Annotated in this window: 22 protein-coding genes and 1 pseudogene; 15 read left to right on the top strand and 8 right to left on the bottom strand. The window is 62.4% G+C overall.

The window, feature by feature from the left end; genetic code table 11:
* Positions 1–369: 369 nt before the first annotated feature.
* Complete coding sequence (locus tag QMG80_RS10370; protein ID WP_085772756.1) at positions 370–1209, bottom strand: DJ-1/PfpI family protein; 840 nt, start codon at positions 1207–1209, stop codon at positions 370–372.
* A 143-nt stretch (positions 1210–1352) separates the two neighbouring features.
* Between QMG80_RS10370 and QMG80_RS10365 the strand changes: the two genes are divergently transcribed.
* The 6 genes from QMG80_RS10365 (at position 1353) to QMG80_RS10340 (ending at position 7089) form a co-directional block, all read left to right on the top strand.
* On the top strand, positions 1353–2309 hold the full coding sequence (locus QMG80_RS10365; protein WP_085772755.1) for a GlxA family transcriptional regulator: 957 nt from the start codon (positions 1353–1355) through the stop codon (positions 2307–2309).
* A gap of 153 nt (positions 2310–2462) precedes the next feature.
* Positions 2463–2828 (top strand): SpoIIAA family protein, encoded by a 366-nt coding sequence (locus QMG80_RS10360; RefSeq protein ID WP_158658838.1) that lies wholly within the window; start codon positions 2463–2465, stop codon positions 2826–2828.
* Between the two features lie 70 nt (positions 2829–2898).
* Positions 2899–5022: a pseudouridine synthase gene (locus QMG80_RS21575; protein WP_349775648.1), complete on the top strand. Its 2124-nt coding sequence runs from the start codon at positions 2899–2901 to the stop codon at positions 5020–5022.
* A 3-nt stretch (positions 5023–5025) separates the two neighbouring features.
* A complete protein-coding gene (gene rsmD, locus QMG80_RS10350) occupies positions 5026–5595 on the top strand; it encodes a 16S rRNA (guanine(966)-N(2))-methyltransferase RsmD (protein WP_085772752.1) in 570 nt (189 codons plus the stop codon).
* 270 nt (positions 5596–5865) lie between these two features.
* Positions 5866–6099, top strand: coding sequence for an NAD-dependent epimerase/dehydratase family protein (locus QMG80_RS10345; RefSeq protein WP_085772751.1), 234 nt, complete (start codon positions 5866–5868; stop codon positions 6097–6099).
* Positions 6100–6567: 468 nt separating this feature from the next.
* A complete protein-coding gene (locus QMG80_RS10340; RefSeq protein ID WP_158658837.1) occupies positions 6568–7089 on the top strand; it encodes a hypothetical protein in 522 nt (173 codons plus the stop codon).
* Between the two features lie 281 nt (positions 7090–7370).
* Here the strand turns inward: QMG80_RS10340 and QMG80_RS10335 are convergent, their stop codons facing one another.
* Positions 7371–9359 (bottom strand): L,D-transpeptidase family protein, encoded by a 1989-nt coding sequence (locus QMG80_RS10335; RefSeq protein ID WP_085772748.1) that lies wholly within the window; start codon positions 9357–9359, stop codon positions 7371–7373.
* Between the two features lie 676 nt (positions 9360–10035).
* Here QMG80_RS10335 and QMG80_RS10330 point away from each other — a divergent pair.
* Positions 10036–11331, top strand: a complete 1296-nt coding sequence (locus QMG80_RS10330; protein ID WP_085772747.1) for an adenylosuccinate synthase — start codon at positions 10036–10038, stop codon at positions 11329–11331.
* Positions 11332–11422: 91 nt separating this feature from the next.
* Positions 11423–12589 (top strand): hypothetical protein, encoded by a 1167-nt coding sequence (locus QMG80_RS10325; RefSeq protein ID WP_085772746.1) that lies wholly within the window; start codon positions 11423–11425, stop codon positions 12587–12589.
* A 90-nt stretch (positions 12590–12679) separates the two neighbouring features.
* Here the strand turns inward: QMG80_RS10325 and QMG80_RS10320 are convergent, their stop codons facing one another.
* On the bottom strand, positions 12680–13774 hold the full coding sequence (locus QMG80_RS10320) for an ATP-dependent DNA helicase (RefSeq protein WP_085772745.1): 1095 nt from the start codon (positions 13772–13774) through the stop codon (positions 12680–12682).
* A 361-nt stretch (positions 13775–14135) separates the two neighbouring features.
* Between QMG80_RS10320 and QMG80_RS10315 the strand changes: the two genes are divergently transcribed.
* From QMG80_RS10315 to QMG80_RS21710, 6 genes are all read left to right on the top strand, one after another.
* Positions 14136–14609 (top strand): DUF2948 family protein, encoded by a 474-nt coding sequence (locus QMG80_RS10315; RefSeq protein ID WP_085772743.1) that lies wholly within the window; start codon positions 14136–14138, stop codon positions 14607–14609.
* A 143-nt stretch (positions 14610–14752) separates the two neighbouring features.
* Positions 14753–16054, top strand: coding sequence for a histidinol dehydrogenase (gene hisD, locus QMG80_RS10310; RefSeq protein WP_085772742.1), 1302 nt, complete (start codon positions 14753–14755; stop codon positions 16052–16054).
* 1 nt (position 16055) lies between these two features.
* Positions 16056–16538, top strand: a complete 483-nt coding sequence (locus tag QMG80_RS10305) for a UPF0262 family protein (RefSeq protein ID WP_425351441.1) — start codon at positions 16056–16058, stop codon at positions 16536–16538.
* Between the two features lie 120 nt (positions 16539–16658).
* Positions 16659–17138: an arsenate-mycothiol transferase ArsC gene (locus QMG80_RS10300; protein ID WP_085772740.1), complete on the top strand. Its 480-nt coding sequence runs from the start codon at positions 16659–16661 to the stop codon at positions 17136–17138.
* Positions 17135–17794: a 4'-phosphopantetheinyl transferase family protein gene (locus tag QMG80_RS10295; RefSeq protein ID WP_158658836.1), complete on the top strand. Its 660-nt coding sequence runs from the start codon at positions 17135–17137 to the stop codon at positions 17792–17794. The genes QMG80_RS10300 and QMG80_RS10295 overlap by 4 nt, the downstream gene beginning before the upstream one ends.
* Before the next feature lie 546 nt (positions 17795–18340).
* Positions 18341–18844 (top strand): imm11 family protein, encoded by a 504-nt coding sequence (locus QMG80_RS21710; RefSeq protein WP_432806977.1) that lies wholly within the window; start codon positions 18341–18343, stop codon positions 18842–18844.
* Here the strand turns inward: QMG80_RS21710 and QMG80_RS21705 are convergent.
* The 5 genes and pseudogenes from QMG80_RS21705 to QMG80_RS10275 all read right to left on the bottom strand — a co-directional run.
* Positions 18770–18952, bottom strand: a pseudogene (locus QMG80_RS21705) (DUF6602 domain-containing protein); the annotation flags it as partial. The gene QMG80_RS21710 and the pseudogene QMG80_RS21705 overlap by 75 nt on opposite strands.
* Before the next feature lie 15 nt (positions 18953–18967).
* A complete protein-coding gene (locus QMG80_RS10290; protein ID WP_085772736.1) occupies positions 18968–19156 on the bottom strand; it encodes a hypothetical protein in 189 nt (62 codons plus the stop codon).
* Positions 19157–19219: 63 nt separating this feature from the next.
* The gene (gene mauJ / locus QMG80_RS10285) at positions 19220–20257 is read right to left on the bottom strand and encodes a methylamine utilization protein MauJ (RefSeq protein WP_158658835.1); all 1038 of its coding nucleotides are present in this window, start codon (positions 20255–20257) and stop codon (positions 19220–19222) included.
* Between the two features lie 387 nt (positions 20258–20644).
* Complete coding sequence (locus tag QMG80_RS10280) at positions 20645–21835, bottom strand: amidase (RefSeq protein WP_085772734.1); 1191 nt, start codon at positions 21833–21835, stop codon at positions 20645–20647.
* Between the two features lie 662 nt (positions 21836–22497).
* Positions 22498–23013: an EF-hand domain-containing protein gene (locus QMG80_RS10275; RefSeq protein ID WP_085773809.1), complete on the bottom strand. Its 516-nt coding sequence runs from the start codon at positions 23011–23013 to the stop codon at positions 22498–22500.
* Between the two features lie 419 nt (positions 23014–23432).
* Here QMG80_RS10275 and QMG80_RS10270 point away from each other — a divergent pair, with 419 nt between their 5' ends.
* Complete coding sequence (locus tag QMG80_RS10270; protein WP_085772733.1) at positions 23433–23771, top strand: P-II family nitrogen regulator; 339 nt, start codon at positions 23433–23435, stop codon at positions 23769–23771.
* Positions 23772–23799: the final 28 nt, after the last annotated feature.

Genomic DNA, 23799 nt, shown 5'->3' with positions numbered 1-23799 from the left:
CACTGTGTTGCATATATGTCACAACGTTTCTTGAATATAACAGTTTATATCGCCACATTGCACCGTAATATGCCTCCAGCACATCGTGTATACTAGTTATACATTCACATGTATACAAGCAATATGCTGCTGCATACTATAAAAGTTCACAAAACATACCGAATCATCCTGGAGAATTTCTACAGGGATGCATTATTGCAATAAAGCGAAATCGCCGAAACGACAAAGTTCGTTCATTTCAGGACATCCGGCGAATTATCGCCGCTTTCCCCTTCGACGAGTTGCAGCCTGCGGCCTGGTTCATTGTCGCGTCTGAGGCTGCCTCGCACGACGTCAGCGATCGTCGCGCCACGTAATCGGGCTTGCTCGCTAAATCCTCGTCGCTCTCGCCAGCTCTTCGGCGTCCCTCTTGAATCCGGCAAGCATCTTGATCATGGGGTCCTTGACCTCTGCCGAAGCGGTCTTCATCGAGCCTGCATTGAAAGGCGGGGCGGGGTCGTATTCGCTCATGAGTTGGATACATTCGGCATAGGTGCGGTCTCGCAGCTCCGCGACCATGGTCAGGCCGAAGTCGAGCCCGGCGGTCACTCCCGCGCCGGTGATGCGATTGCGGTCGCGCACGACGCGAGCATCGGTGGGGATCGCGCCGAACCCGGCCAACGCGTCGCGCACCGACCAATGCGAGGTCGCCTTGTAGCCCTTCAACAATCCCGCAGCCCCAAGGATGAGCGAGCCCGAGCAGACGCTCGTGACATATTTCGCCCTCGCTCCCCGATCCGCCATGAAGGCGCGCGTCTCAGGGTCCGCAGCCGCGGCGAGCGTGCCGTCGACGCCGCCGGGCGTGAACAACACCGTGAGGTCGCGCGGGCAGGTTTCGAAGGTCGCGGTCGGTAGTAATGTGATCCCCGCGTCGCTCGTCACCGGATCGAGCGATTTGGCGACGAGCAACACTTTCGCCCCCATGAGGCCCGCGAACATGAATTGCGGCCCAATCAGGTCGAGCACAGTCATCCCGGGGTACATCAGCATCGCGATCTGCTCGTTCCCCATCCAATGCACCTTGCCCGACTCGTCTTCCGTCATGCTCATGTCATGACCGACATCGGGCGTTGGGGCCTGCGGCTTCGGCGTCTGCGCGCCAGCGGAACCAACGGCGAAAGGGGCGAGAAGCGCGAACATTGCGGCGGTGCGTCGGTCGATGTCGATCATATTTGGTCTCCCTCAGCCACCGCGCGAAACAATATTCGCCGCTATGCAGGCGTGCGCTGACAACACATGGGGCTCGTCCCATCGCGCTCATTGTCGCAATTCCGCGTTCTTGCCAAAATGACATAGTTCGTTCATTTTGGGACATGACCCGAACGATCGCCTTCTTCCTCTTCGACGACTTCCAGCTACTCGACGCGACCGGCCCCATCGCCGCCTTTGAGATTGCGTCCCAGAGCGCGGGCGACGGAGCCTATCGCATCGTTCTCGCAGGAAAGGCTTCGGGCCGCGCACGCGCGTCCGTGGGAGTGACGCTCGACATAGAAGCGCTTTCCAGCGTCGAAACCATCGATACATTGATCGTGGCGGGCGGCGTGGGGACGAGTCGCGCGATGGCCTGCGAGGAGACCCTTCAATCCATTCGGGAGGCGAACAAGCGCGCCCACAGGCTTTGCAGCGTTTGCACCGGCTCGTTCATTCTTGCTGCTGCGGGTTTGCTTGACGGCCTTGCCGCCACGACCCATTGGGAGGCCGCCTCGGAGTTCGTCCGAAGGTTTCCGAAAGTGCGGATGCAGGCGGATCGAATTTACGTTCGCCAAGAAAGGATTTGGACCGCGGCGGGCGTGAGCGCCGGAATCGATCTGGCCTTGGCGCTGATCGCGGAAGATCTCGGCGAGGAGATCGCCAAGCGCACGGCGCGTGGAATGGTCGTCTACCATCGGCGGCCGGGCGGACAGTCGCAATTTTCGGCGCTGCTCGAGCTTTCCTCTCCCGACAATCGCTTTTCCGATCTCCTCGACAAGGTTCGGGGACGCCTCGATCATCGCTGGACCGTCGAAGCGCTCGCGGAGGAGGCGCATATGACCCCGCGCCATTTGAGCCGCGCCTTCGCCGCCGCCACCGGCATGAGCCCGGCCAAGGCGGTGGAGCGGCTGCGGCTCGAGAGCGCGCGCGAGCGGATCGAGGCGGGCGTCGAGCCAATCGAGATCGTCGCCGTCAAGGCGGGATTCGGAGATACCCACCGCATGCGCCGCGCCTTCATCCAAAGCTTCGGCGCGCCTCCGCAGAGCCTGCGCCGCCAGGCGCGCGCTTCGGCTTCCTGACTCGGCCTGTTGGCCGCTTGCGCCTTCGCAGTCCTGCCCGCGCTCCAAGCGATGCTTTCAGATCGAAGGCGCGGCTACGCCCTTTCATTCGCGCCATCATGCCTGCTATCAGTCCGCGCGGCCCGTGAGACGAAGCGCTCCGAGGAGAAAGCGATGCTCGACTATCATCTCGACAAAACGTCAGGCGTTCTCACCCTCGAGCCCAAGGGGCCACTGACGGTGGACGATTTCAAAGCGCTCACGGCGGACGTCGACGGCTACCTCGCCAGCCATCTCACCCTGGCCGGTCTTGTGCTCAAGATCGAGCATGTTCCGGGATGGGAGAGTTTCGCGGCGCTCATTCAGCACGTGACGTTCGTGAGCAACCATCATGAGCGCGTCGCGCGCGTCGCCGTGCTCACCGATAATTCGCTATTGAAAATCGCGCCGGAGATTGCCGCGCATTTCGCGCACCCCGAATTCCGCGTTTTCGCCAGCGGCGACCGCGCCGGCGCTCTCAACTGGCTCAAGAGCGCCTAGAGCGTTTCCCGCGCGAAGCGCGGCGATTTGGACCCCTCGCCGTGCATGGGGTTGGTCACGCCGGCGCAAAATGCCGCGCCGCGCCCTTTCATTCGCGCCATCATGCCTGCTATCAGTCCGCATGAGCGAGAAAAAAGGCAAACCCCCACGCGGGCCGCGCGGTCCACGCGACGGCGGCGGTCGTCGTGGACGCGAGGACGGCAAGGCTCCGCCCAAGCGCGCCGGAAAACCGCCGCGCCGCGAGGAATGGCAGGCGAAAGACCCGCGCGAAGCGCGGGCCGGCGCTGCAAAACGCGCACGCGCCTCTGCCGTCGACAGATCGGGAGAACGTCCCTCCCCCAGAAAGCCGAGAGCCCCCGGCGACGAGCGCGCCCCCAGAAGCCCTCGCGCGCCGCGCGAGGGCTTCGAGAGCGCCGGACATCGACGCGAGCGAGAGGCTTCGGCGCCGCGCCGCGAGGAACGGCCGCGCCGCGAGGAAAGACCGCGTCGTGAGGAAAGACCGCGTCGTGAGGAAAGACCGCGTCGTGAGGAACTGCCGCGCCGCGACGAAAGACCGCGCCGCGACGAAAGACCGAGTCGTAACGAGCCGCGAGGCGAGACGCGAAGAGGCGCCGGCTCGCGCGAGGGCGGCTTCTCCGGCCGCGGTGCGGGCGAGCGCCCCCCCTTCAGAAAGCCAAGAGCTTCTGGCGAGGAGCGCGCCGTCCGTGGCGGCGGGCGCGGCGAGCGTGACGGCCTTGAGCGCAAGCGAGACTTCACAGCCTCAGAAAAACGCTCGACTTTTGCAGGATCGAGGGCGCCGGGCGCGGGGCGCGCGCGGGCGCCGCACGCCAGCGCCGAGAGCCCCGAGCGGCGGGAGCGGTTCGCCTCCGCGCCTCGAAGCGAGGAGAGACCGCCGCGGCGCGCCGAGTCGCGGGGGGAAGCGGGGCGCGACGGCTTCGAGCGCAAGCGAGACTTTGTCGCCGGCTCCTCCGAGCGTCCGGCTTTCAAAAGGCCGAGGGCGCAGGGAGAAACGCGCGGGGCCGAGAGGAGCGCACGCAAGCCCGGCGTCGGCGGCGCGAGAAAATACGACGCGCCTGCGAAAGAGAGCGCCTTCGAAGGCGAGCGCATTGCCAAGGCGATGGCGCGCGCCGGCGCCTGCTCGCGGCGCGACGCCGAGCTATGGATCTCTGAGGGCCGCGTCTCGGTGAATGGGCGCCGGCTCGCGAACCCGGCGTTCAACGTCACGGAAAGCGATTCGATCGAGGTCGACGGCCGGCCGCTTGCGGAGCGCGAGCGCACGCGGCTCTTTCTTTTTCACAAGCCGCCGGGCCTCGTCACGAGCGCCAGGGATCCGGAAGGACGCAGGACAGTCTTCGAGCACATCAAGGAGCAAAACCCGGATCTGCCGCGTCTTATCAGCGTCGGCAGACTCGACATCAACACGCAGGGCCTGCTGCTGCTCAGCAACGACGGGGGACTCGCGCGCGCGCTCGAATTGCCGGCGACGGGATGGCGACGGCGATACCGCGTGCGCGCGCATGGCGAGACGAGCCAGGCCGCGCTCGATCAACTCGCCCAGGGCGTCGAGATCGAGGGGGTCGCCTATGCGCCGATCGAAGCGAAGCTCGATCGCCAGCAGGGATCGAACACCTGGATCTCCATGACTCTGGTCGAAGGCAAGAATCGCGAGGTCAAGCGGGTTCTGGGGCATCTCGGGCTCGAGGTGACGCGGCTCATCCGGGTTTCCTTCGGACCCTTCCAGCTCGGCGAACTGGACGAAGGCGCGATCGAGGAGGTGCGCCTCAAAGTGCTGCGCGAGCAGCTCGGCAAGTCGATCGCAGAATTCGCCGGGGTCGATTTCGCCTCGCCCTTGCGCGAGCCGAAGTCGCCCGCAAAGCAGGAAGAAGCGCGCGCTGCCGCGGCCGCGCGGCCGCGCAAGCACGTCTCGGTGCTGCGCAGCGAGCGCGCGGCGCGCGAGGTCGACGAGCCGCGAACGCGCATCGAACGCGCGGTGACAGCCGACCGCAAGGGCCGCGCCGTCGCGGTCGAGCGCGTCGTCGTCAAGGGCGAGAAACAGCCTGTCGCTTCGTCGCGCAACGCCCGGCGCTTCGCCGCACAGCGAAACGAAACGAAAGGCGAAACGAAGACAAATTCGCCGGGAACGAAGAGCGGGTCGCGGAAGCCTTCGCCTCGCGGCCCCAAAAAGCCGCGCTGATCCATGCGCATCGTCGCAGGCGCGCTGCGCGGCCGGAGGCTCGCCGGACCGAAGTCTTTCTCGATCCGCCCGACCTCGGACCGCCTGCGCGAGACGATCTTCGACATACTCGAGCACGCTTATCCGGGAACGATCGAGGATGTAGCGGTGATCGACGTCTTCGCCGGCGCCGGCGCGCTGGGACTCGAGGCGCTCTCGCGTGGGGCGGCGCGCGCGTTGTTTGTCGATCACGGCGCCGAAGCGCGGGCGCTCCTGCGCCAAAATATCGATGCGCTCGGCCTCGGCGGCGTCACGCGCGTCTTTCGTCGTGACGCGACTCGTCTCGGCCTCGCGCCGAAGGGCGAGCGCTTCGGCTTAGCCTTCCTCGATCCTCCCTACAACCAAGGACTCGCGGGGGGAGCCCTAATGGAGCTGTCGCGGGGCGATTGGCTGCTGCCGGGCGCCCTCGCGGTCGTCGAGGAGGCGGCCAGCGCCACGGTCGAACTTCCCCAGGGCTTTCGCGAGGAAGACACCCGTCGCTACGGCGACACGCAGGTCGTTTTCGCACGCTGGCCAGGCAAAGCCGAGGCTTAGCGCGTTTCCCGCTCGCGTGGAACCACGCGATCGAAAGGGACTAAGCTCCAACTCAAAAAGCTTGGAGCATGTCTTGACTTACGTGACATGCTCTAAGACTAACAAGATTTCTTCGAAAGAATGATCATTCCCGACGCGTCCTGGCGGCTTGCGCATGAGTCCGATTGATTGCGATCTACTACGTATATTTACCGATGTTCGTCACCGGCTTTTCCCGATAATCAATGCTTCTTGTGACTGCACAAATAGAGATAGCGTAAGGCATGTTTGATGCGCGCGATTGTTATTGGCGGGTGCGGTTTCCTCGGAGGCGACGTCGCGCGCGAACTCTTGAAGAGGGGTTATGACGTAATTGTATTTGACAAGTTAATCGAGAATAAAATTGGGGGCTCCCGGCATATCGCCGGGGATATAAACGATCTATTTTCACTGAGTGAGGCCATGGAAGGCGTGGATGCGGTCTATCATTACGCTGGCGAGCTCGGGACAACAGAGATATTCTGATGTCAACGCAGCATGCCACGTCTCTGTTAGAGAGCTAGCGCATACAATCATGAGACTGACGAATTCAAAATCAAAGTTGAGAAACTTGCCCATGCGACGCGGCGAGGATGACAGCACATACATCCTCGGCATCAACACACGTCACGCAGCTTATACAACACACCTTGAGAATGGACTGCAGAGAACGATTTCCTACTTCAGTGATCTCCCGAAGAGCACATTGCAAACAGCAATTGAATTTTATTACGGTCACAGGGACGCTGCCGAATCCGATCTGACGATCCAGGCTGCAAACCATCTCGAGTCCCTTGGCTTTAGGGCTTCCTGCTCAGTTGCCCTCGCCGAGCCCTATCCGCAAGACGTCTGAGGAGCCGGCCTTGAATTGCAAGGATTCAACCAGTTGAAGTCTCCAGGAGGCCAGAGAAACATGCATCATACCAGGGCCACAATCAGAGCGAAGAGTTCGGCATGACAATAAGTTTTCGAGCTGTCCGCGGATTGAGACAGCAACCCTTGTTAGTCTGCGTGTCACGACCTGCATCTGAAGGCGGCGCAGCATCCGCCTTTCCGACGCGGGCTGAGACGAATGTACGCAAACTCATTGCTCTTTGGGAAGCAAGGGAGGCCCCCTTCACGGCGGTGCGCTCCGATTTAGAAAGCAATGATTTTGAGTGTCTAGCGAGTTCTGATGCTTTTTCTGCGGGAGAGCTTGTTTTCGATAGTGTTCGATCCTCCATCCTGCGCAATCAAAAATTTCGCAATTTCTACGACGACATCGGGGCGCCGCCGATTCTCATGATGGGAGGGAGCCTCGAATCGACAATCCTCGCTTCCGCGATAGACGCCTACTGGTTCAACATACCGTTTACAGTCATCTGCGACGCCGTCTATCCGGCTCGCGATCTGAGCGAAGCAGAATGTGCGACGGCGATGAAAATCATCACCAATTTCGTTGATGTGGTCGATGTGAACTTCGTAGAAAATGACTGAGTTGAAGCCCCGCCTCTCGTTTTGACGAAAAGGCCCTCGACGCCGCTTTCGTAAGCATTTTTGCCGACAGAACGCGCGCCTTCGGAGAAGGCGCGCGTCGCGCGGAAAGAGCATGTCACGGAAAGGCGTCAAGCGGTCTTCCGACCTGGACATGCTCCAAGTTTTTGACTCGGAGCATCTCACTTTCGATCGCGTGATTGCACGCGATCGGGACGCGCACTCTAGCGCTTTGGCAATCACCTCATCTGCGTTTGGGCGACTGCGCTCAAACGCAGCGTGATCTAGCGGACCTTCACGGTGAGGTCCGTGCCAACGGCGCTCGTCTCGTTGCTGACCGGGCGATCGGAAACGATGATTGATCCCCCTGCCCACAGGCGCTCGGCGATGCGGTCGCGAACGTCCTGCGCGATCTCGACGCGCTCCAGCGCCTCGGCCGGGGTCGACGGCGAGAGGTGGGACGTCACGCTCGGCTCCACCTGTTGCGCCCAGTTTTTCTTGCGCCGCGGTTGGTCTTGCGGATCCACGCCGCCTGCGTCGGGCACAGTGAGCACGGTCCAATGCAATTCGCCGCCGGCTTCCTTGACGCCAGTCGCAATGAAGAGATGCGTGCCCAGCGGCCTCTCGGGGTCGCGGATCTTCGCCGGCGCGTCAAAGAGCGGCGCGAGCCCCTGCCGGACATAGATCTTGTGGTCCCGCTTGCTGATCAGCACGGAGATGGGCGCGAGCCGCTGGATCGCCTCTTTTTCCGCGCGTGCGGCGGCGGAGCGCGATTCGGTCGCCGCCCTCAAACGCTCGGAGGTCTCGTCGTGCAATGCGGCGTGCGTCTCTACAGCGGCGCGCGCCTGCTCCAGGGTTGAGGTAGCCGTTTCAAGATCAGCGTCGGCCTTGGCTTTCGCCTGCGCCGCGGCGGCCTTGGCCGCGACCGCGGTTTCCATGGCCTTGGCGAGCATGGCGGTCTTCGCGTTGCTGAGCGGATCGGCTTCGGACTTCGTCGGCTCGTCCATCGCGACCGCAGACTCACGCTGTTTTGCGACGACTGCGGCGGCGGCGGCCTCCAAAACCCTGGCCGCCTCGTCGGACTTGGACTGCGCCGCAGTCAAGCCCCATTCGGCAGCCCTGACCGCATTGGCGAGTCGCTGCGACTCGCCGCCCTGCGCCGCAAGCGCGGCCGAGGCTTGCTTGGCGGCCTTCACCGCCGCGGCTTGGTCAGCCACGGCCTGCGCCTTCATGCGAACAGCCCATTCCTTCGGGTTGAGAGGCCGGCTCGCCTCGGCAGAGGCTTGGACGACGGGGGCGGAAACGGGGGCGGCAGGCTTGCCTGCTTCGCTCGTCGTAATGGCTTTGGCTCCGTCGCTCGCCGCGGCCCCCTCGTTCGCCGCGGAAGCGCTCGTGGTCGGCGCAGCGGCGGAAGCGCTCGTGGTCGGCGCAGCCCCGGAAGCGCTCGTGGTCGGCGCAGCGGCGGAAGCGCTCGTGGTCGGCGCAGCCGCGCTGGCCTTCGCTTCGTCGGTCCCGGACGCCGACGCCTGGACCGAGACGGCGGGAGCCGGCGCCGGCTCGGGGCGCTGATACATTTTCGCGACCGGAAGCAGCGGGCTGGAGAATCCCTCGGGGGCCACGTCATAAGGCGAAATGACGACGCGCTCACCGATCTTGGTCATGCCCCAGAGCTTCACGGCGAAGGCGGCGGGCAGCCGGATGCAGCCGTGCGACGCCGGGTGACCCGTCACGACGCCGACATGCATGGCGACTCCCGACCAAGTCACGCGCTGCATGTAAGGCATCGGCGCGCCGGAATAGAGATTGGAGGCGTGAAATCGCTCGCGACCCAGGATCGTAAAGACGCCCTTCGGCGTGGGATGGCCAGGCACGCCAGTGGAGACGACGGAGCTGGTGACGAGTCCGTGATCGTCGTAGATCCTGATATGTTCGTCGTTGAGCGAGACGACGACGAACAAGGGGTGAGCGGGATCGATAGCCTCGGACCTCGCCGAGGCGGACGACGACTTAGCCGCGGCGGACTTCTGGGGCGCCTCGACGTCAGGGGATGTTGCCGGGTTGCGCGTCCAGGACTTATGCGCGGCTCGATAGCGTAGCGAGCGCGCCGGCGCGCTCGGGGATGGCTGGAAACGCTGCTGTCCTCCGCCAAACAACCAGGAGAAGAGCCCCTCGGCGGAGGCCGGAGCCGGCGAGGCTCCGAGCGCCAGGACGACGACCGCTGCGCCCGCTGTCTTCGAGCGCGCCCAATATCCACAGCGACCAAGCAACCGCATTCTGCGTCTCCTCTCGAAATTCCAGCCGACGCCGATTGATCTCCTGCGCAGCTTAGAATGAATGCGGAAAGCTGACTATCGTTCCCTAATCGTAAAGGACAAAATTAGACGCCGAGTCGTCAGATTTCCGCCGAGTGTGGCGCCCGCGCCACAATCCGGGCTCGCCCTGCGCCGCAAACAGCAAACGACGTCGGCTCCGGCGCGTGGCGCCGGGCGAGGATGAACCGGGACGCGCCGACCGCCGACGCGTCGCCTCGCGATGACAGTTAATGGCGAATCTAGTTAAGAACTGCTTTAGAGCCGGGTCCCGATCGCGCGGAATTACGCGATCGAAAGTGACTCGCTCCAAATCAAAAACTTAGAGCATGTCCTGACCGGAAGCCCGCTTCGCGCTTTTCCGGGACATGCTTTAGCGGCTGAAGGCCCCGCGTTTCTTCAAAACCTACGAACCGCTTTACCCGCCCTTTGGCTTGGGATATGAGAGCGCTTCGACGAGCCCTGGCGATGCCGCCGGGGCTTTTTTCGTGCGACCGGCTGAGCGAGTTTCGCAGAAGCTCTCAAACTTTCTCGGCGAGGATTCACGCCGCCACGGGCGCGGTCCTCTTCGATCGAACGGTTCGGTCCAGGGACAAGCGCGCTAGAGTGCCGCTGCAAATAGGGAATTAACCTTAAGACCATGGCGAATGTCGCGGTCGTGGGCGCCCAATGGGGCGACGAAGGCAAAGGCAAGATCGTCGACTGGCTTTCGCTGGAAGCGGACGTCGTCGTGCGCTTTCAGGGTGGCCACAATGCAGGCCACACGCTGGTCATCGACGGCGTGACCTACAAGCTGGCGCTCCTGCCGTCCGGCATCGTCCGACCCGGCAAGCTGTCGGTGATCGGCAATGGAGTCGTCGTCGACCCGCATTTTCTCGCGGGCGAGATCGACCGGCTTCGCGAGCAAGGCGTCGAGATTTCTCCCAGCAATCTCAAGATCGCCGAAAATGCGCCGTTAATCCTCTCGCTGCATCGCGAGCTCGACGCCCATCGAGAGGAAAGCGCGAGTGAGGGCGTGAAGATCGGCACCACGAAGCGCGGCATCGGACCGGCCTATGAGGACAAGGTCGGTCGGCGCGCGATTCGACTTGTCGACCTCGCCGAGCCCGACACGCTCGACGAGAAGATCGCGCGGGCGCTCGCCCACCACAATCCGCTGCGTCGCGGCCTGGGCCTCCCCGAAATTGCGGCCGCGACCTTGCGCGAGGAGCTTTTGAGCGTCGCGCCTCGCATTCTTCCGTATATGACGGCGGTTTGGCGACTGCTCGAAAGCGAGCGCCGCGACGGTAAGCGCATCCTGTTCGAGGGCGCTCAGGGCGTTCTTCTCGACGTTGATCACGGCACCTATCCCTATGTGACGTCCTCGAACACCGTCGCCTCCGCCGCCGCCGCGGGCTCGGGGCTTGGATTGGGCGCGATCGGCTATGTGCTCGGCATCGCAAAGGCCTATACGACACGGGTGGGCGGCGGACCCTTCCCAAGCGAGCTCACCGACGCGATCGGCGAGCTCATCGGAGACCGCGGCGCCGAGTTCGGCACGAATACGGGACGACGCCGGCGATGCGGCTGGTTCGACGCCGTGCTCACGCGCCAGGCCGTCAAGACCTCCGGCATCAACGGCGTCGCGCTGACCAAGCTCGATATTCTCGACGGTTTCGAAGAGATCAAGATCTGCACGCAGTACGAGCTCGACGGCGCTCGTATCGACCGCCTGCCGGCCTCGCAATCGGCGCAGGCGCGGGTGAAGCCGATTTATGAATCGATCGAGGGCTGGAAAGGCGAGACGGGGCGCGCCCGCTCTTGGGTCGAACTCCCCGCCCAGGCTATCAAATATGTGCGACGGATCGAGGAGCTGATCGAAGCGCCCGTGGCCCTGCTCTCGACGGGGCGAGAGCGAGACGACACGATACTTGTTCATAATCCGTTCCGAGACTGAGTAGGACAGGCGGCAAGGCCAGAACGCGCTTCCCCTCCATCAACCGCGCCGGCGCTTGACGCGGCTTTAGCAACAATGGTCTAGGGGACGCATGGCGGACTATTACTCCTTATTGGCGCGCAAGGTCGCCTCCCTCGAGCAGTCGACTCCGCAGGCGCGGAAGGCGGTCTATGACTTGGCGCGTCGCGCGCTTCTCAATCAGCTGCGCGCCATAAAGCCGCCCATCGCTGACGAGGTCATCGCCGGGGAGGAGCGTGCGCTCGACGCGGCTGTGGCGCGGCTCGAAGCGGAATGTGCGGTGAAGGATCTGCCGGATTCGCCGACCGAGAAGTCCAAGCAACCCGATTCGACGCCCGAGAAACCCAAGGACGAAGCGCCCGCCCAACAGCCGCAGCCCGCGACCAAACCCGCCTCGGAAGCTCAGGATCAAAAGCCTGCGCCCCTTACTCCCGTGCGGCCCCGGCCCGCCGCGCCGGTCACCAAGGCGAACCCGGCTGCTCGTCAAAAACGCTGGTTCGTGCTGATGGCGGCGGGGTCCCTCCTCATCGTCGGCCTCCTTGCCTTCATTGCGCTGCATTTCCGGGAGCGGCCGGAGGACCTCGCGAAGTTCAATCCCAATGAAAACGGCGCCGCCGCGGACGAGCACGGCAAAATCGGCGATCGCGTCAGCGACGCCGATCGTCGCCGCGCCGCCGCCGACTCCGGACCGCCGGTCGCGGTCGCGCAGCACGCCGCGTTCTATGTCGCCTACCCGAACCAGCCCGACAAGGTCGAGCACATCTACAGCGGCACGGTGCTCTGGCGACTCGAAAACTCGGGAGGCGCCGACGGCGGTCAGCTTCGCCCCGCCATTCGCGGCGAAGTCGATTTTCCCGACGCCAAGGTCAAGGCGACGATTCTCATTCAAAAGAACACGGACCAGGCCCTTTCGGCCTCGCACACGATCAACATCGCCTTCAAGTTCCAGGGCGGCGACGTGAAAGGGGTCAGTCAGATCGGCAATGTGGAGTTTCGACGATCGGACGCAAAGAGAGGGCAACCGGTCGAGGGCATCCCGGTGCCCATCAACGAATCGAATTTCCTCATCGGACTCATGCGCGGCCCCTCTGAGGCCCGCAACCTCCTGCTTCTGAGGCTGCCCGCGATCATCGACATTCCGCTGAAGCTTTCCGACAACCGCGATGCGTCAATCAATCTCGAAAAAGGCTCCTCCGGCGACCGCGTTTTTTCCGACGCCCTCGACGCCTGGTCGCGGTGAAGGTCTTGACGCGCTTGTCCCCGCATAGGCGCCTCCGCGCAGCACAGCAATACCTATAACGCTTTCAATAGCTTGCAGACGAGCACGGCCTCATAATATGAGCGTCAGCCGCCGTGCGGCGCGCGTGACGCCGGTATAAAGCCAGCGGGCGCGATGCTCTCGGAAAGCGAAGGATTCGTCGAACAGCGCGACGTCGTCCCATTGTGAGCCTTGCGACTTGTGCACGGTGAGCGCGTAGCCGAAGTCGAACTCGTCGGAATCCTTGCGCAGCGAATAGGGAATCTCGCTTTCCACGTCCTCGAAGAACTGCGGGATCACGCCGACGCGCTGGGGCTTGCCGGGGTTCTCCTCGGGCGTGACCAGCATTCTGACTTTCCGCGTTCGCAACACGCCGCTGCTTTTCACCGTGAAGAGCGCGCCGTTCAGCAGGCCCTTCTTTCGATTGTTGCGCAGGCAAACGAGCTTTTCCCCGGACTGCGGAAAGGCGCCGGAAAAGCCGCGCAGCTCCCGCAGCCGCCGGTTGTAGGCCCTCCGCGTCTTGTTCCTGCCGACGAGCACCTGGTCCGCTTTGGTGACAAGCTCGGGATCGAGCTCCCCGCGCGACACCACGCGCGTCTCGCCATAGACGCCCGGCGCGATCCGGCCTCCCTCGCGAATGGACATGGAGAGTCTGATGATCGGATTGTCTGCGGCTTGGCGATGCACCTCGGTAAGCATCGCGTCCGGCTCCGCCTCGGTGAAGAAGCCGCCGCCCTTGATCGGCGGAAGCTGCGCTGGATCGCCCAGAACGAGCACCTTGCGACCGAAAGAGAGCAGGTCGCGGCCAAGCTCCTCGTCGACCATCGAGCACTCGTCGACGATGATGAGCTTCGCTCCCGCCGCCTCGCTGTCGTCGTTGAGAACGAAGCTCGGCTCCTCCGTCTCGCTTTCGGTCGCGCGATAGATCAGGCTGTGGATGGTGCGCGCGTCGTCGCAGCCCTTGGAGCGCATGACCAACGCGGCTTTGCCCGTGAAAGCGGCGAAGGAGACCGGCCCATCGACATGGGCGGCAAGATGACAAGCAAGCGTCGACTTGCCCGTCCCGGCGAAGCCGAAGAGCCGAAAAATCTGAGGCGCCGAGGGCGACTCGAGCCAGGCGGCCGCGGCCTTCAACGCTTGATCCTGGTCGGGTGTCCAATGCGGCATTACAGAGGGGCTTGCGTCATAGAGAGGGGCTCCGGCCCGAAAGAGTCGCTAGCCGTTCTCCGTGAGATGCACGAGCATGTTCACTTTCTCAATGATATTCACCAGCGCCAGACAGAGCAGGACGAACAGTCCGACGGCGAGAGCCCAGAATTTCGGATTCCTATGCATTTCGTCTCCCGCTTCGCCTCCTCTCGCGCCGACCGCGACGCATTGAGCCACAATTTGCGATTGAGCGCGAGCCCCTGCCGCCTGCGAACCCTGCGCTCCGAGCTTTTGGATTCGAGGACGCTTTCTGCATTCGCGCGGCTTTTCCCTTGCGAGCGGGCGGCGCGACCGCCAAATAACTGCGGGGAGACCTGCCATGTCCGCCGTCGACCGACTTTCCAAACCCGCGCCGCTTCGCCTGCAGGCGCTCGACCCCGAAGATCTCGCCTTCCTGTCCGCCCATCTCCAGGATGCGGCGGTGCGGGTCGGCGACATCGCCTATCTCAAGGAAAAGCGCCGCTTCGCCCTGGTCGCCGCGCGTTTCGACTGGAACGCCGGCGCCCAGCCCGAGCGCTGCGCGGCGGTCCTCCATTTCGATGCGGTTCGAGCCGTCCGCTGCCTCAGCGTTCCGCGCGACGACAAAGAGGCCATGCTGGCGCTTCTCACCATAATTTACGATGCCCAAGGCGCGGGGCCGGAAGGACGGATTCGCCTGATTTTCTCGGGCGGAGCGGTCATCGCGCTCGATGTGGACAGCATCGAGGCCCAGCTGAGCGACAGGGGACCGCGTTGGCGAATCTCGTCGCGGCCGTCACATAAACTTGACGAAGGCCAAGTCGCGGGGCCATGACAACCGCCCCGGCGCGAAATTTCGAAAATGCCGACAGGCATTTGCGATTGGAGCTCGCTCCGGCATTCTGATCTGGCGCGACTTTTCGGCCCTCGAACGTCTCCCGTTCGGAGGACGAGCTCGCCAGATGGCGGGAGAAGGACATGGCTCAGCGATTGGACGCTCAAGCGCCCGATTTCGAAGAGAAATTCAGCGCGTTGCTTGGGCAAAAGCGTGACCTCGCGCCCGACGTCGACGCCACCGTCAAGGCGATCATCGACGATGTGGTCGCGCGCGGCGACGCGGCGCTTGTCGATTATTCACGACGCTTCGATCGCATCGACCTCGAGAAGAGCGGAATCGCGGTCTCAAAGGCCGAGATCGCCTCCGCGGAGGGACGCTGCTCGAAGGAGCAGCTCGACGCGCTCGACCTCGCGCTCGAGCGGATTCTCGTCTTCCACGAAAAGCAACGGCCTCAGGATCTGCGCTTCACCGATCCGCTCGGCGTCGAGCTCGGCTGGCGCTGGACGCCGATCGATTCGGTCGGACTCTATGTCCCGGGCGGCACCGCGGCCTATCCCTCCTCCGTGCTCATGAACGTCGCGCCGGCGAAGGTCGCTGGCGTCAGCCGGATCGCCATGGTCGTGCCGACGCCCGGCGGCGAGGTCGCGCCGCTCGTGCTCGCCGCCGCCAAGCGCGCCGGCATCGAGGAGATCTATCGCGTCGGCGGCGCGCAAGCCGTCGCGGCGCTCGCCTACGGCACCAAGACCATAGCGCCGGTGGACAAGATCGTCGGCCCCGGCAACGCCTATGTCGCCGCCGCCAAGCGCCGCGTGTTCGGTCAAGTCGGCATCGACATGATCGCCGGCCCCTCCGAGGTGCTGATTCTCGCCGACAGCAGCGCCAATCCCGATTGGATCGCCGCCGATCTCCTTGCCCAGGCCGAGCACGACGAGTCCGCGCAATCGATCCTGATCACCGACGACGCGTCCCTCGCCGACGCCGTCGTCGCCGCCGTGGAACGCCACCTCAAGACGCTCACGCGTCACGAGATCGCCTCCGCCTCCTGGCGCGATTACGGCGCCGTCATTCTCGTGCGATCGCTTGCGGACGCTCTGCCGCTCGCCGACAGGATCGCCGCCGAGCACCTGGAGCTCGTCTGCGAGGACGCCGAGGCGCTGGCCGCAAAGATCAAGAACGCCGGCGCGATCTTCGTGGGCGGCTATACGCCGGAAGCCATCGGAGACTACGTCGGCGGCTCGAACCACGTGCTTCCCACGGCGCGCTCGGCGCGCTTCTCCTCGGGCCTCAACGTGCTCGACTTCTTGAAGCGCAGCTCGATCCTGAAATGCGATGCGGAGGCTCTACGGGCTATCGGCGGCGCGGCCGTGACGCTGGGCGAGGCTGAGGGGCTCACCGCGCATGCGCGCTCCGTCTCGATCCGGTTGAATTCGCTTGGAGTCTGATGTGGCGCGAGACAGCGTTCTCAGCCGCCTGACCCGGGTCACGCTGGATGAGAACTCGATCGGCCACGGCACGGCCGATCAGCAGCATGAGCGCGAGACCGCGATCTACGATCTGATCGACGACAATCGATTTGGCGTCATTGGCCATGAGGGTGGGCCCTATGCGCTCGACATCTCGCTCCATGACGCCAAGCTCGTGCTCGCGGTGAGCGACGCCGAGGGCAAGTCCGTCGTCACGCATATATTGTCGCTGACGCCCTTCCGGCGCATTCTCAAAGACTATTTCATGATCTGCGAAAGCTATTACGCGGCGATCCGCACCGCTTCGCCGAGCCGCATCGAGGCGATCGACATGGGGCGGCGCGGGCTGCACAATGAGGGCGCGCAACTCCTGCTCGAGCGCCTGACCGGCAAGCTCGACATCGATATCGACACGGCGCGGCGGATATTCACCTTGGTCACGGCGCTGCACTGGCGGGGCTAGAGCATGTCCCGGAAAAGTGCGAAGCGGTTTTCCAGTCAGGACAGGCTCCAAACTTTTGATTTGGCGCGGTTCCTTATCGCTCGAACGATTCCGTTCGAGCGGGAAACGCGCTAGCGCGGAATGGCCGATCTGCCGCGAGCCCAGCCGGCAGTCAAGGCGCCCGCGCGCCCGCGGTCCGTGCTGTTCGCCTGCACCTTCAACGCCGTGCGCTCGCCGATGGCCGAGGCGATCGCCCGCCATTACTTCGGACGCAGCATCCATTTCGCCTCCGCAGGACTAAAGCGGGGCGAGCCGAACGGCTTCGCCGCGGCCGCGATGGCGGAGATCGGCATGGACATCTCTCGCCACAGGCCGAGGACTTTCGATGAGCTCGAGGACGCGAATTACGACCTCATCGTCACGCTGTCGCCCGAGGCGCATCATCGCGCGCTGGAATTTGCGCGCGATCTTGCCGCCGAGGTCGTCTATTGGCCGACGCCCGACCCGACCGCCACGCATGGGTCGAGGGAAATGATTCTCGACGCCTACCGCGAGACGCGGGAACGGCTGGCCCAGCGCATCAAGAGCTATCTCCATCGTCCGTGGGAGAGTCAGCGTTGAGGCGCCAGGCATTCCGCCTCGCGACGAAGGACGCGCAAGTCTTCGCGCGCCTCCTCGACAGGGACGATCTCGCGTTAAACGCGCGCGATCTGACGGAGGCGCCGAAAGGCCCGACGCGCGAGGCCTTCCTGCGCCGTCGCGCCGCGACCCGGCGCGTTGTGGCGGAACGGCTGGCCGTCGCCCCCGCCGAGGTCGAGGTCGGTCACGATCAAAGGGGCGCACCGCGCCTGCTGCGTCCCGAGGCGGGACTTTATCTCTCTGTCTCAGGCCGCTCGGATTTTTGCGCGATTGCGATCGCGTCGAGCCCTGTCGGAGTCGACATCGAGCCGCTCGAGCCCGGGACGGAGCCCGTCTGGAGCGCGCTGCATGCGCGCGAGGCGGCGCTTCTTCGCGCGCTGCCGGCTAGCGCTCAGGGCGAGGGCTTTCTGCGGCTCTGGACCGCGAAGGAAGCCTATCTCAAGGCGCTGGGCACGGGTTTTACGCGCGAGCCCGCGGCGATCGCGGTCGATGTCGATTTCCGCGTTGTCGATGGGGGAACCGAGCCTCGTCTCCTGGTTGGCGAATGGCGGGCCATCGAGCTTGCGGGCAAAAGGTTTCTCATTGCCTGCGTCGTGCTCAGCGGGTACATCGAATGCTTGGCTTCGCGCGGCTCTTGAGCACAAGGCGAGCAGCATTTTCAAAGGTCGTTTTTTGACCCTTAGCGGCCCTTCTCGGTCGACGCCTCATGGTCGAAGAGCCGCGAACGTCGCCCGTACCGCCGGCGGCATAGAATTGTTCAGTCTGCATCCAAACCGGGCCCGAAAATTCGGGGCGTGAGTCGTCAAAACTGGAGGTCGAAACCCGGAAATCCGACTTGAACCGAGCTGAAATTTAAGGCTGGCTCAGCGCCCATCAAAGTGGGGACAGATATGGCGGAAAGGGAATTCTACTTCGTCGGCGCGCCGTATCAAATCAACCCCAGATTCAAGCTTATCAACGCAGCGTTGTTGCAGCCGAACGACGTGCACGCGGGGCTCGGGGTCGGCTTCGGACCAGAAAAGCAATGGCCCGACGGATGGCATGTCCTTCCTCGCGGTCCGTGGCGATTTGCCGACACATGCGAAACACCCAAGTTCCACTTCGATGGAAGAAAGTCCGGTCGACTTACCAATATAGAGAGTCATAATCACAAGTGGCTTATATCTCCATAATTCAAGTCGCTTTTGGAGGAAGTCGCCCCAGATGGCTGCGATTTTCGCTCCTGTATTGTCGTGACTCCTTCCGGAGACGAGGGTCCAAAGCGGTGGCTGTGCACGGTCAGCCGAACTGCGCTCCCTCATGAGAAAATTCATCAAACCAATGTACAACTCAAGAAACAAGCTACGCGAATCCTCTTTCAGAAGAGCTTCTCCTACCTGCGGGCGAATGATACCACGGTATATTACAACAACTTAATCAACAACATCGGGTGTACAGTTTATATATTTCGCCAGATCGATCAGTCGTTGATATTTTTTTGTAGCCTATCCTCTCTTACCCAAGTTTTATGTATAGGAGAATATATAATATGGGCAGAGATAGTGATCCTTCTCGACTTGACCCTCCGTGGGGGAGGCGATGAATTGCTTTTTGAACGGTCGCAGCGATCTAATCTTCTGAGCCGCGCCCAGGCAAATATCGAGCTCGGCTTGCGACAAGACAGACTTTACCTCAACCACGGAGTATAAGGCTTCAGCGGGGACGATTAGATTTTCGCCGGCCGTATGAATCGGCGCTGCTGTCGACTGATCATAGATCAAGAGATCCAATTGGCCGGTGACGTGGTCGTAGCAGTCACGCGCTTCACCTTTTCAGATTGCGAAAACACGGGGCAGGTGGGGCGTTAAGAAACTGGCGAGAGCCGCCGCTCGTTCATCGCCGCGAACGAGTTTGTGCTCGAAGTTGGCCGCCTGCTCCGCATCCAACGCCAAACGCTGTTCCGCCTGAATCAGGACACTTAGGAAGACTTGGCTTGCGTTGCGCGTTGCGCGCTTCACCATGGACGAATTCCTTATACCAGAGTATCACTAAGTCTAGATATTATAAGGTTTTCTCTATGCCGGTTACGCCGTCAATGACGTCAAATCTACTCCCTTTGCCTGCGCCACTCGAAAGGCCTCCTCATAATTCTTGATGACTGTGCGAGCACAAAGCTCTGAAGACAGAAGAATTTCCTCATAGCGCGCAAGATTATCCGGGTCACTAGTAACCAATGGGCTTTCTCCTTCTTTTTGAAAATGCGCAACCACGTCTCGAAATTTCGGTGTGAGAATTTCATCCATGAAGGACTTGATCGATTTTCCTACGTACGGTCGCACACTCTGCGGAAGTTCTTGGTGCTCAGGAACCAAGTCCTTTGCCTTCGGGGAGTCAGCGCCTGCCCGGAGAAAGGCTTTGTACAGAGCTGGTTTAAGCTTTGAAAAATACCGATCAAGTATCTTATAGAGGCAAAGAAACTTATACAACTCACTGTTGGAAGAGATTCCTTCGCGATACAAGGCGTATGCTGGCTTAAGTGGCAATGGCAGGAACGACGCGGTTTCGTTGATCAGTGATGATCCATAAGGTTGAAAAAATTCAATAGCTACATGCATATTTATCACATCTTCGATCCGAAGCGATACAATATAAACGGGACATGTAGCAATATATGCCACATGATCAAGAAACTGCGTGGTAGCCTTCAAGAATATACTTCTTGCTTCGCCGACGGTGCTAGCTATACAGATCATTGTTGCTATGGACACCTCACCTTTAGCGTTCTTTCTGATTTCGAAAGCACCCTCTGCCAATGCGACACGCATGGCTTGATGTGCCAATAAAAAATATGAATTGCCATCCTGTTCCGTAAAATCGCCCTTTATGGTGTCACCCCCAATGGGCGCTTTTGATAATCTCGCTGACACCACGAATTGACGCTTCGAGGTATCGTACAGTCGCTCGCTGTCTGTACGATGCTCTCCCGGCGCTTGTGCTAAAACATGCAACTCGCTCTTACTGCCCGGATAACCCAGTTTCGATAGATTAATATTTATGAATGGCGCGCTTGTGGTCCCGAGAAACTTTACCCCTCCTTGCTTCCTGCCTTGATCGTTGGGCATAAACCGCCTCCTCGTAAGAGTAGGGCCTATCATGCTCTCACTTTCGGATATGCTGCAAGCCGCGTAAGTCCCCATACATAATGCGGCTTTTCCGTAGCCTGCGGGCACGAGCGCAGCGCTCTCAGCCCCCAAGCTTTTTTCAAGTTGTGGCCGGGCAAAGCAGGCACCCTGATTCAGACGCGTTAATGCTCGTTTCCTGCTGCAGTCCTGCGTAGGACGGCGGAGCGCGTTTTTCAGTCTGCGTCCATTGAGGCGGGTAAACCTAATAGCCTAGCGTTCCTAGGGAAGGCTCAAAAATGGCGCTTCTCTAGCCTTCGCGAAAGCGACCGGCGCGCACCAGACCTCGATGTCTCAAGCGGCTCCAAACGTCAGATTTTAACGGGTAGCTCAGAACGAAGGGCCCGCTTCAGCCAGCCCGCAAACTCGCGGCGCCAGCCCGGACGCCAGCGCCAAAAGCGCCCGGTCCGTCCCACGCCTTCCGATGAGCGAGAGGCCGAGCGGCGGGTCTGAGGCGAGCGGCAGGCTCACCTGCGGCAGACCAAAGAAGCTCGCGATCAGGAAGAGCCGAAACATCTGATAACGCTTGGCGTCGAGCGCTTCCGCGCTCTCGTCGAGGCGGGGCGCGAAGAAGGGCGTCGTCGGCAGGACAAGAAGCCCGTCTTCCCCGAGGAGCGCTTCGATCTTGGGGCGCGCCTCCTCGCGAAAGGCTTCCGCCTCTAACCTTTGCGCTTGCGTCACCGTCGCCGCGTAAGCGAAACGCTCGCCGATGCCGGGTCCGAAGCCTGGGCGACGCTGCTCGATCCAGGCGCCATGCGAGCGCCAGGCCTCAAAGGCTTGATAGTTGCGGAAATGCGTGAGCGCCTGCGGCCAGAAAGACGCATCGAGCGCAACCTCGCGCATCGGGAGCTCGGGCGCGAGCGCTGTCATCGCGGCGACGAAGCGCGCGCCCTCCGCCTGCGGACAGTCCGCGAAGACGTCGGCAAGAACCAACCCCTGCGCAAGCGGGCGGCGGTCTGGGTCCTGAGGCAAGAGGATGTCGCCGACCTTTGCCAGCGTCGCGGCGTCGCGCGCGAAAAAGCCGACGACGTCGAAGCTTGGCGCGAGCGGCACGATGCCCGCAAGCGACAGCGCGTCATGGCTCGGGCGAAAGCCAAAAACCCCGCAAAACGACGCCGGCGCGCGACAGGAGCCCGCGGTGTCTGTGCCGAGGGCGAAGTCCGCGAGCCCCGCCGCGACGACGGCCGCCGAGCCCGAGGACGAGCCGCCGGGATGGCGGTCCGGCGCGCGCCCATTGACAGGCGTCCCGTAATGGGCGTTCGCGCCCATCAGGCTATAGGCCATCTCGTCCATGTGAGTCTTGCCGACGAGCGTCGCGCCCGCGGCGAGCAGGGCCTCGACGACCGGCGCGTTTGCGCGCGCGGCCATGTGGCTTGCAGCGAACTCAGGATGGCCGTTGGTCGAGACGAGGCCTTCGACGTCGATGTTCTCCTTGACGACGAAGGCCAGCCCAGCAAGCGGGCCGGCCGCACCGAGGCTCAAGTCGAGCGTGGCGCTGAAGGCGCCGAGATCTCGAGACATTTGTGAGTCCTTTCGCGGCGTTGTCATAGGGCCCTTTTGCGAGCCCGGCGCCACCCGAAGAGCGAAGCGATCACTCGAAACGGCCCTGCCCTCTTAACATTTGCGGAGACCCCGTGGCGCCCGCTGCCCCAAAATGAAACCCTCCGGCGCGCGACATTCACAATCCGAACGCAATGGGAACAAATCACGCCCGAATCGGACGAGGGACCAGAATCGCGCTCTGTTCGCCCAGATGTGGCGGCACGAATGCCGAGGGCCACTAGCTGTTGGCAAGCCGTCTCTTGACGACGGGGAATCTCGGGAATCAGGTGAGACTCCGCAGTCGGCTTTTGTCAATGTCGACCGCCGCGACGAGGAAGCAATATTTTGCTGAGACATCCTATTGATTATGTTGATAAATTCGTCTCTCGCGCCAGTTCCCAAAAAGGAACGGGAGCCTGCGCCAAAGCGTCGCGGGCCTCATGCCTGCCTCCCGGCACAGGCGCGAGGCGCTCGACAGGCGCCTGACAAGGTTAAGCCGGCGATCCGATTATGGCGCGGCGCTTTCGCTTCACCTTGCGCGACTCTTAGCCCTTGGGCTCTAAGCCGAACGGATCGCGTCCGAATCAGCGACGGAAGCACGTTCGCGACGCGTTCCCGGCGCGAAAGCGGACGTCCAGCCGTCACCGACCCATGCCGCCAAAGCCGCCGCCCGCTCCGCCGCCGAGGCCGCCGGCCCCTGCACCCCCGCCAAATCCGTGATGGCCGCCGATCTGCTGCGGCTTCTCCTCCTTTTGCGGTGCCGGACCGGTGGCGGCGCGCAACTCGTCATTGGTCACGCGGCAGCTGTGCTTCTTGTCGAAGCGCGCGAAGAAGGGGCTTTGGAACTCCAGAAACTCCTCACGAGTCACGCGGCCTTTGCCGGCCTGGTCGAAGTAATCGAAAGTCGCCGAGGCGAAAACCGAGCTCGTCCTGGGGATGATCGCAAAGCTCTTCTCGTCGATATAGCCGCGCTTCTTGGGGTCGGCGAGACGATAGAGCCTGGCCATGTAAGCGCGCCATTGCTCGCAGGTGTAGGCGCCGCCCTCTCCGCCCCAATCGCGCGCCGTCGAGACCAGAAGGTCGTCGCTCTGCTGGGCGAGCGAGGCCCCGGGCGCGAGAACTCCCGCGAGGGCGAACAATAAGATCAATCTTCTCATCACCTTCTCCTTCGCGACATGCAGGATTTTTTCGCTCGGCAACCGCCAATCCACGCATATCCAAGACTTTCGAGCCGACGCAATCGAAAAATCGCAGACTTCCTTTAGAGCGCGATTGCGAAAAAGTGGAAACCGGCATGGACTGCACAAACAGCGACTGGATTGCCTGCAATCAGCCGGCCGCGCAGCCTATTTAATGAGCGATAGATGAATATTTAGGCGCCGCAGTCTCCCATCCGGGGGCGCCAGGACCCGCCCACGACTCTCCACTAGCTTATTGATTTATAACGTATTTTCCGGGAGAGCGCCTCCTCTTCTCTATGGCATAACATTTGGTTGAAAGGGCACAGCCCCGGCGGCCGGCGCTGCGCCGCGCCATTGAGCAGAGCGCTGGCGCGACGTCACGATAGGAACATCGAATGAAGCTCATCATCGCGATCATCAAGCCTTTCAAGCTGGATGACGTACGGGACGCGTTGACGGCGATCGGCGTCAACGGCCTCACCGTCACGGAGGTCAAGGGATATGGGCGGCAGAAAGGACACACCGAAGTGTATCGCGGCGCCGAATATGTCGTGAATTTTCTGCCGAAAATCAAAGTCGAGGTCGCCGTGCCCGCAGAGCTGACGGCCAAGGCGGTGGAAGTCATTCAGAACGCCACCCGCACGGGCCAGATCGGCGACGGCAAGATCTTCGTCCTGCCGATAGAGCAGACCCTTCGCATCCGCACCGGTGAAAAAGACGCCGACGCACTTTGATTGCCCACCTCAAAAAAGGTCATCAGGA

It is taken from the genome of Methylocystis bryophila (assembly GCF_027925445.1).
Taxonomy (GTDB): domain Bacteria; phylum Pseudomonadota; class Alphaproteobacteria; order Rhizobiales; family Beijerinckiaceae; genus Methylocystis; species Methylocystis bryophila.
The sequence above is the reverse complement of the archived record's forward strand: the minus strand, read 5'-3'. Positions and strand labels throughout refer to the sequence as shown.

What these genes read in the sequence shown, in the direction of transcription:
- QMG80_RS10370 (WP_085772756.1), bottom strand. Translation starts at nt 1,209, where the DNA reads ATGATCGACATCGACCGACGCACCGCCGCAATGTTCGCGCTTCTCGCC.
- QMG80_RS10365 (WP_085772755.1), top strand. Translation starts at nt 1,353, where the DNA reads ATGACCCGAACGATCGCCTTCTTCCTCTTCGACGACTTCCAGCTACTC.
- QMG80_RS10360 (WP_158658838.1), top strand. Translation starts at nt 2,463, where the DNA reads ATGCTCGACTATCATCTCGACAAAACGTCAGGCGTTCTCACCCTCGAG.
- QMG80_RS21575 (WP_349775648.1), top strand. Translation starts at nt 2,899, where the DNA reads ATGCCGCGCCGCGCCCTTTCATTCGCGCCATCATGCCTGCTATCAGTC.
- rsmD (WP_085772752.1), top strand. Translation starts at nt 5,026, where the DNA reads ATGCGCATCGTCGCAGGCGCGCTGCGCGGCCGGAGGCTCGCCGGACCG.
- QMG80_RS10345 (WP_085772751.1), top strand. Translation starts at nt 5,866, where the DNA reads ATGCGCGCGATTGTTATTGGCGGGTGCGGTTTCCTCGGAGGCGACGTC.
- QMG80_RS10340 (WP_158658837.1), top strand. Translation starts at nt 6,568, where the DNA reads ATGACAATAAGTTTTCGAGCTGTCCGCGGATTGAGACAGCAACCCTTG.
- QMG80_RS10335 (WP_085772748.1), bottom strand. Translation starts at nt 9,359, where the DNA reads ATGCGGTTGCTTGGTCGCTGTGGATATTGGGCGCGCTCGAAGACAGCG.
- QMG80_RS10330 (WP_085772747.1), top strand. Translation starts at nt 10,036, where the DNA reads ATGGCGAATGTCGCGGTCGTGGGCGCCCAATGGGGCGACGAAGGCAAA.
- QMG80_RS10325 (WP_085772746.1), top strand. Translation starts at nt 11,423, where the DNA reads ATGGCGGACTATTACTCCTTATTGGCGCGCAAGGTCGCCTCCCTCGAG.
- QMG80_RS10320 (WP_085772745.1), bottom strand. Translation starts at nt 13,774, where the DNA reads ATGCCGCATTGGACACCCGACCAGGATCAAGCGTTGAAGGCCGCGGCC.
- QMG80_RS10315 (WP_085772743.1), top strand. Translation starts at nt 14,136, where the DNA reads ATGTCCGCCGTCGACCGACTTTCCAAACCCGCGCCGCTTCGCCTGCAG.
- hisD (WP_085772742.1), top strand. Translation starts at nt 14,753, where the DNA reads ATGGCTCAGCGATTGGACGCTCAAGCGCCCGATTTCGAAGAGAAATTC.
- QMG80_RS10300 (WP_085772740.1), top strand. Translation starts at nt 16,659, where the DNA reads ATGGCCGATCTGCCGCGAGCCCAGCCGGCAGTCAAGGCGCCCGCGCGC.
- QMG80_RS10290 (WP_085772736.1), bottom strand. Translation starts at nt 19,156, where the DNA reads ATGGTGAAGCGCGCAACGCGCAACGCAAGCCAAGTCTTCCTAAGTGTC.
- mauJ (WP_158658835.1), bottom strand. Translation starts at nt 20,257, where the DNA reads ATGCCCAACGATCAAGGCAGGAAGCAAGGAGGGGTAAAGTTTCTCGGG.
- QMG80_RS10280 (WP_085772734.1), bottom strand. Translation starts at nt 21,835, where the DNA reads ATGTCTCGAGATCTCGGCGCCTTCAGCGCCACGCTCGACTTGAGCCTC.
- QMG80_RS10275 (WP_085773809.1), bottom strand. Translation starts at nt 23,013, where the DNA reads ATGAGAAGATTGATCTTATTGTTCGCCCTCGCGGGAGTTCTCGCGCCC.
- QMG80_RS10270 (WP_085772733.1), top strand. Translation starts at nt 23,433, where the DNA reads ATGAAGCTCATCATCGCGATCATCAAGCCTTTCAAGCTGGATGACGTA.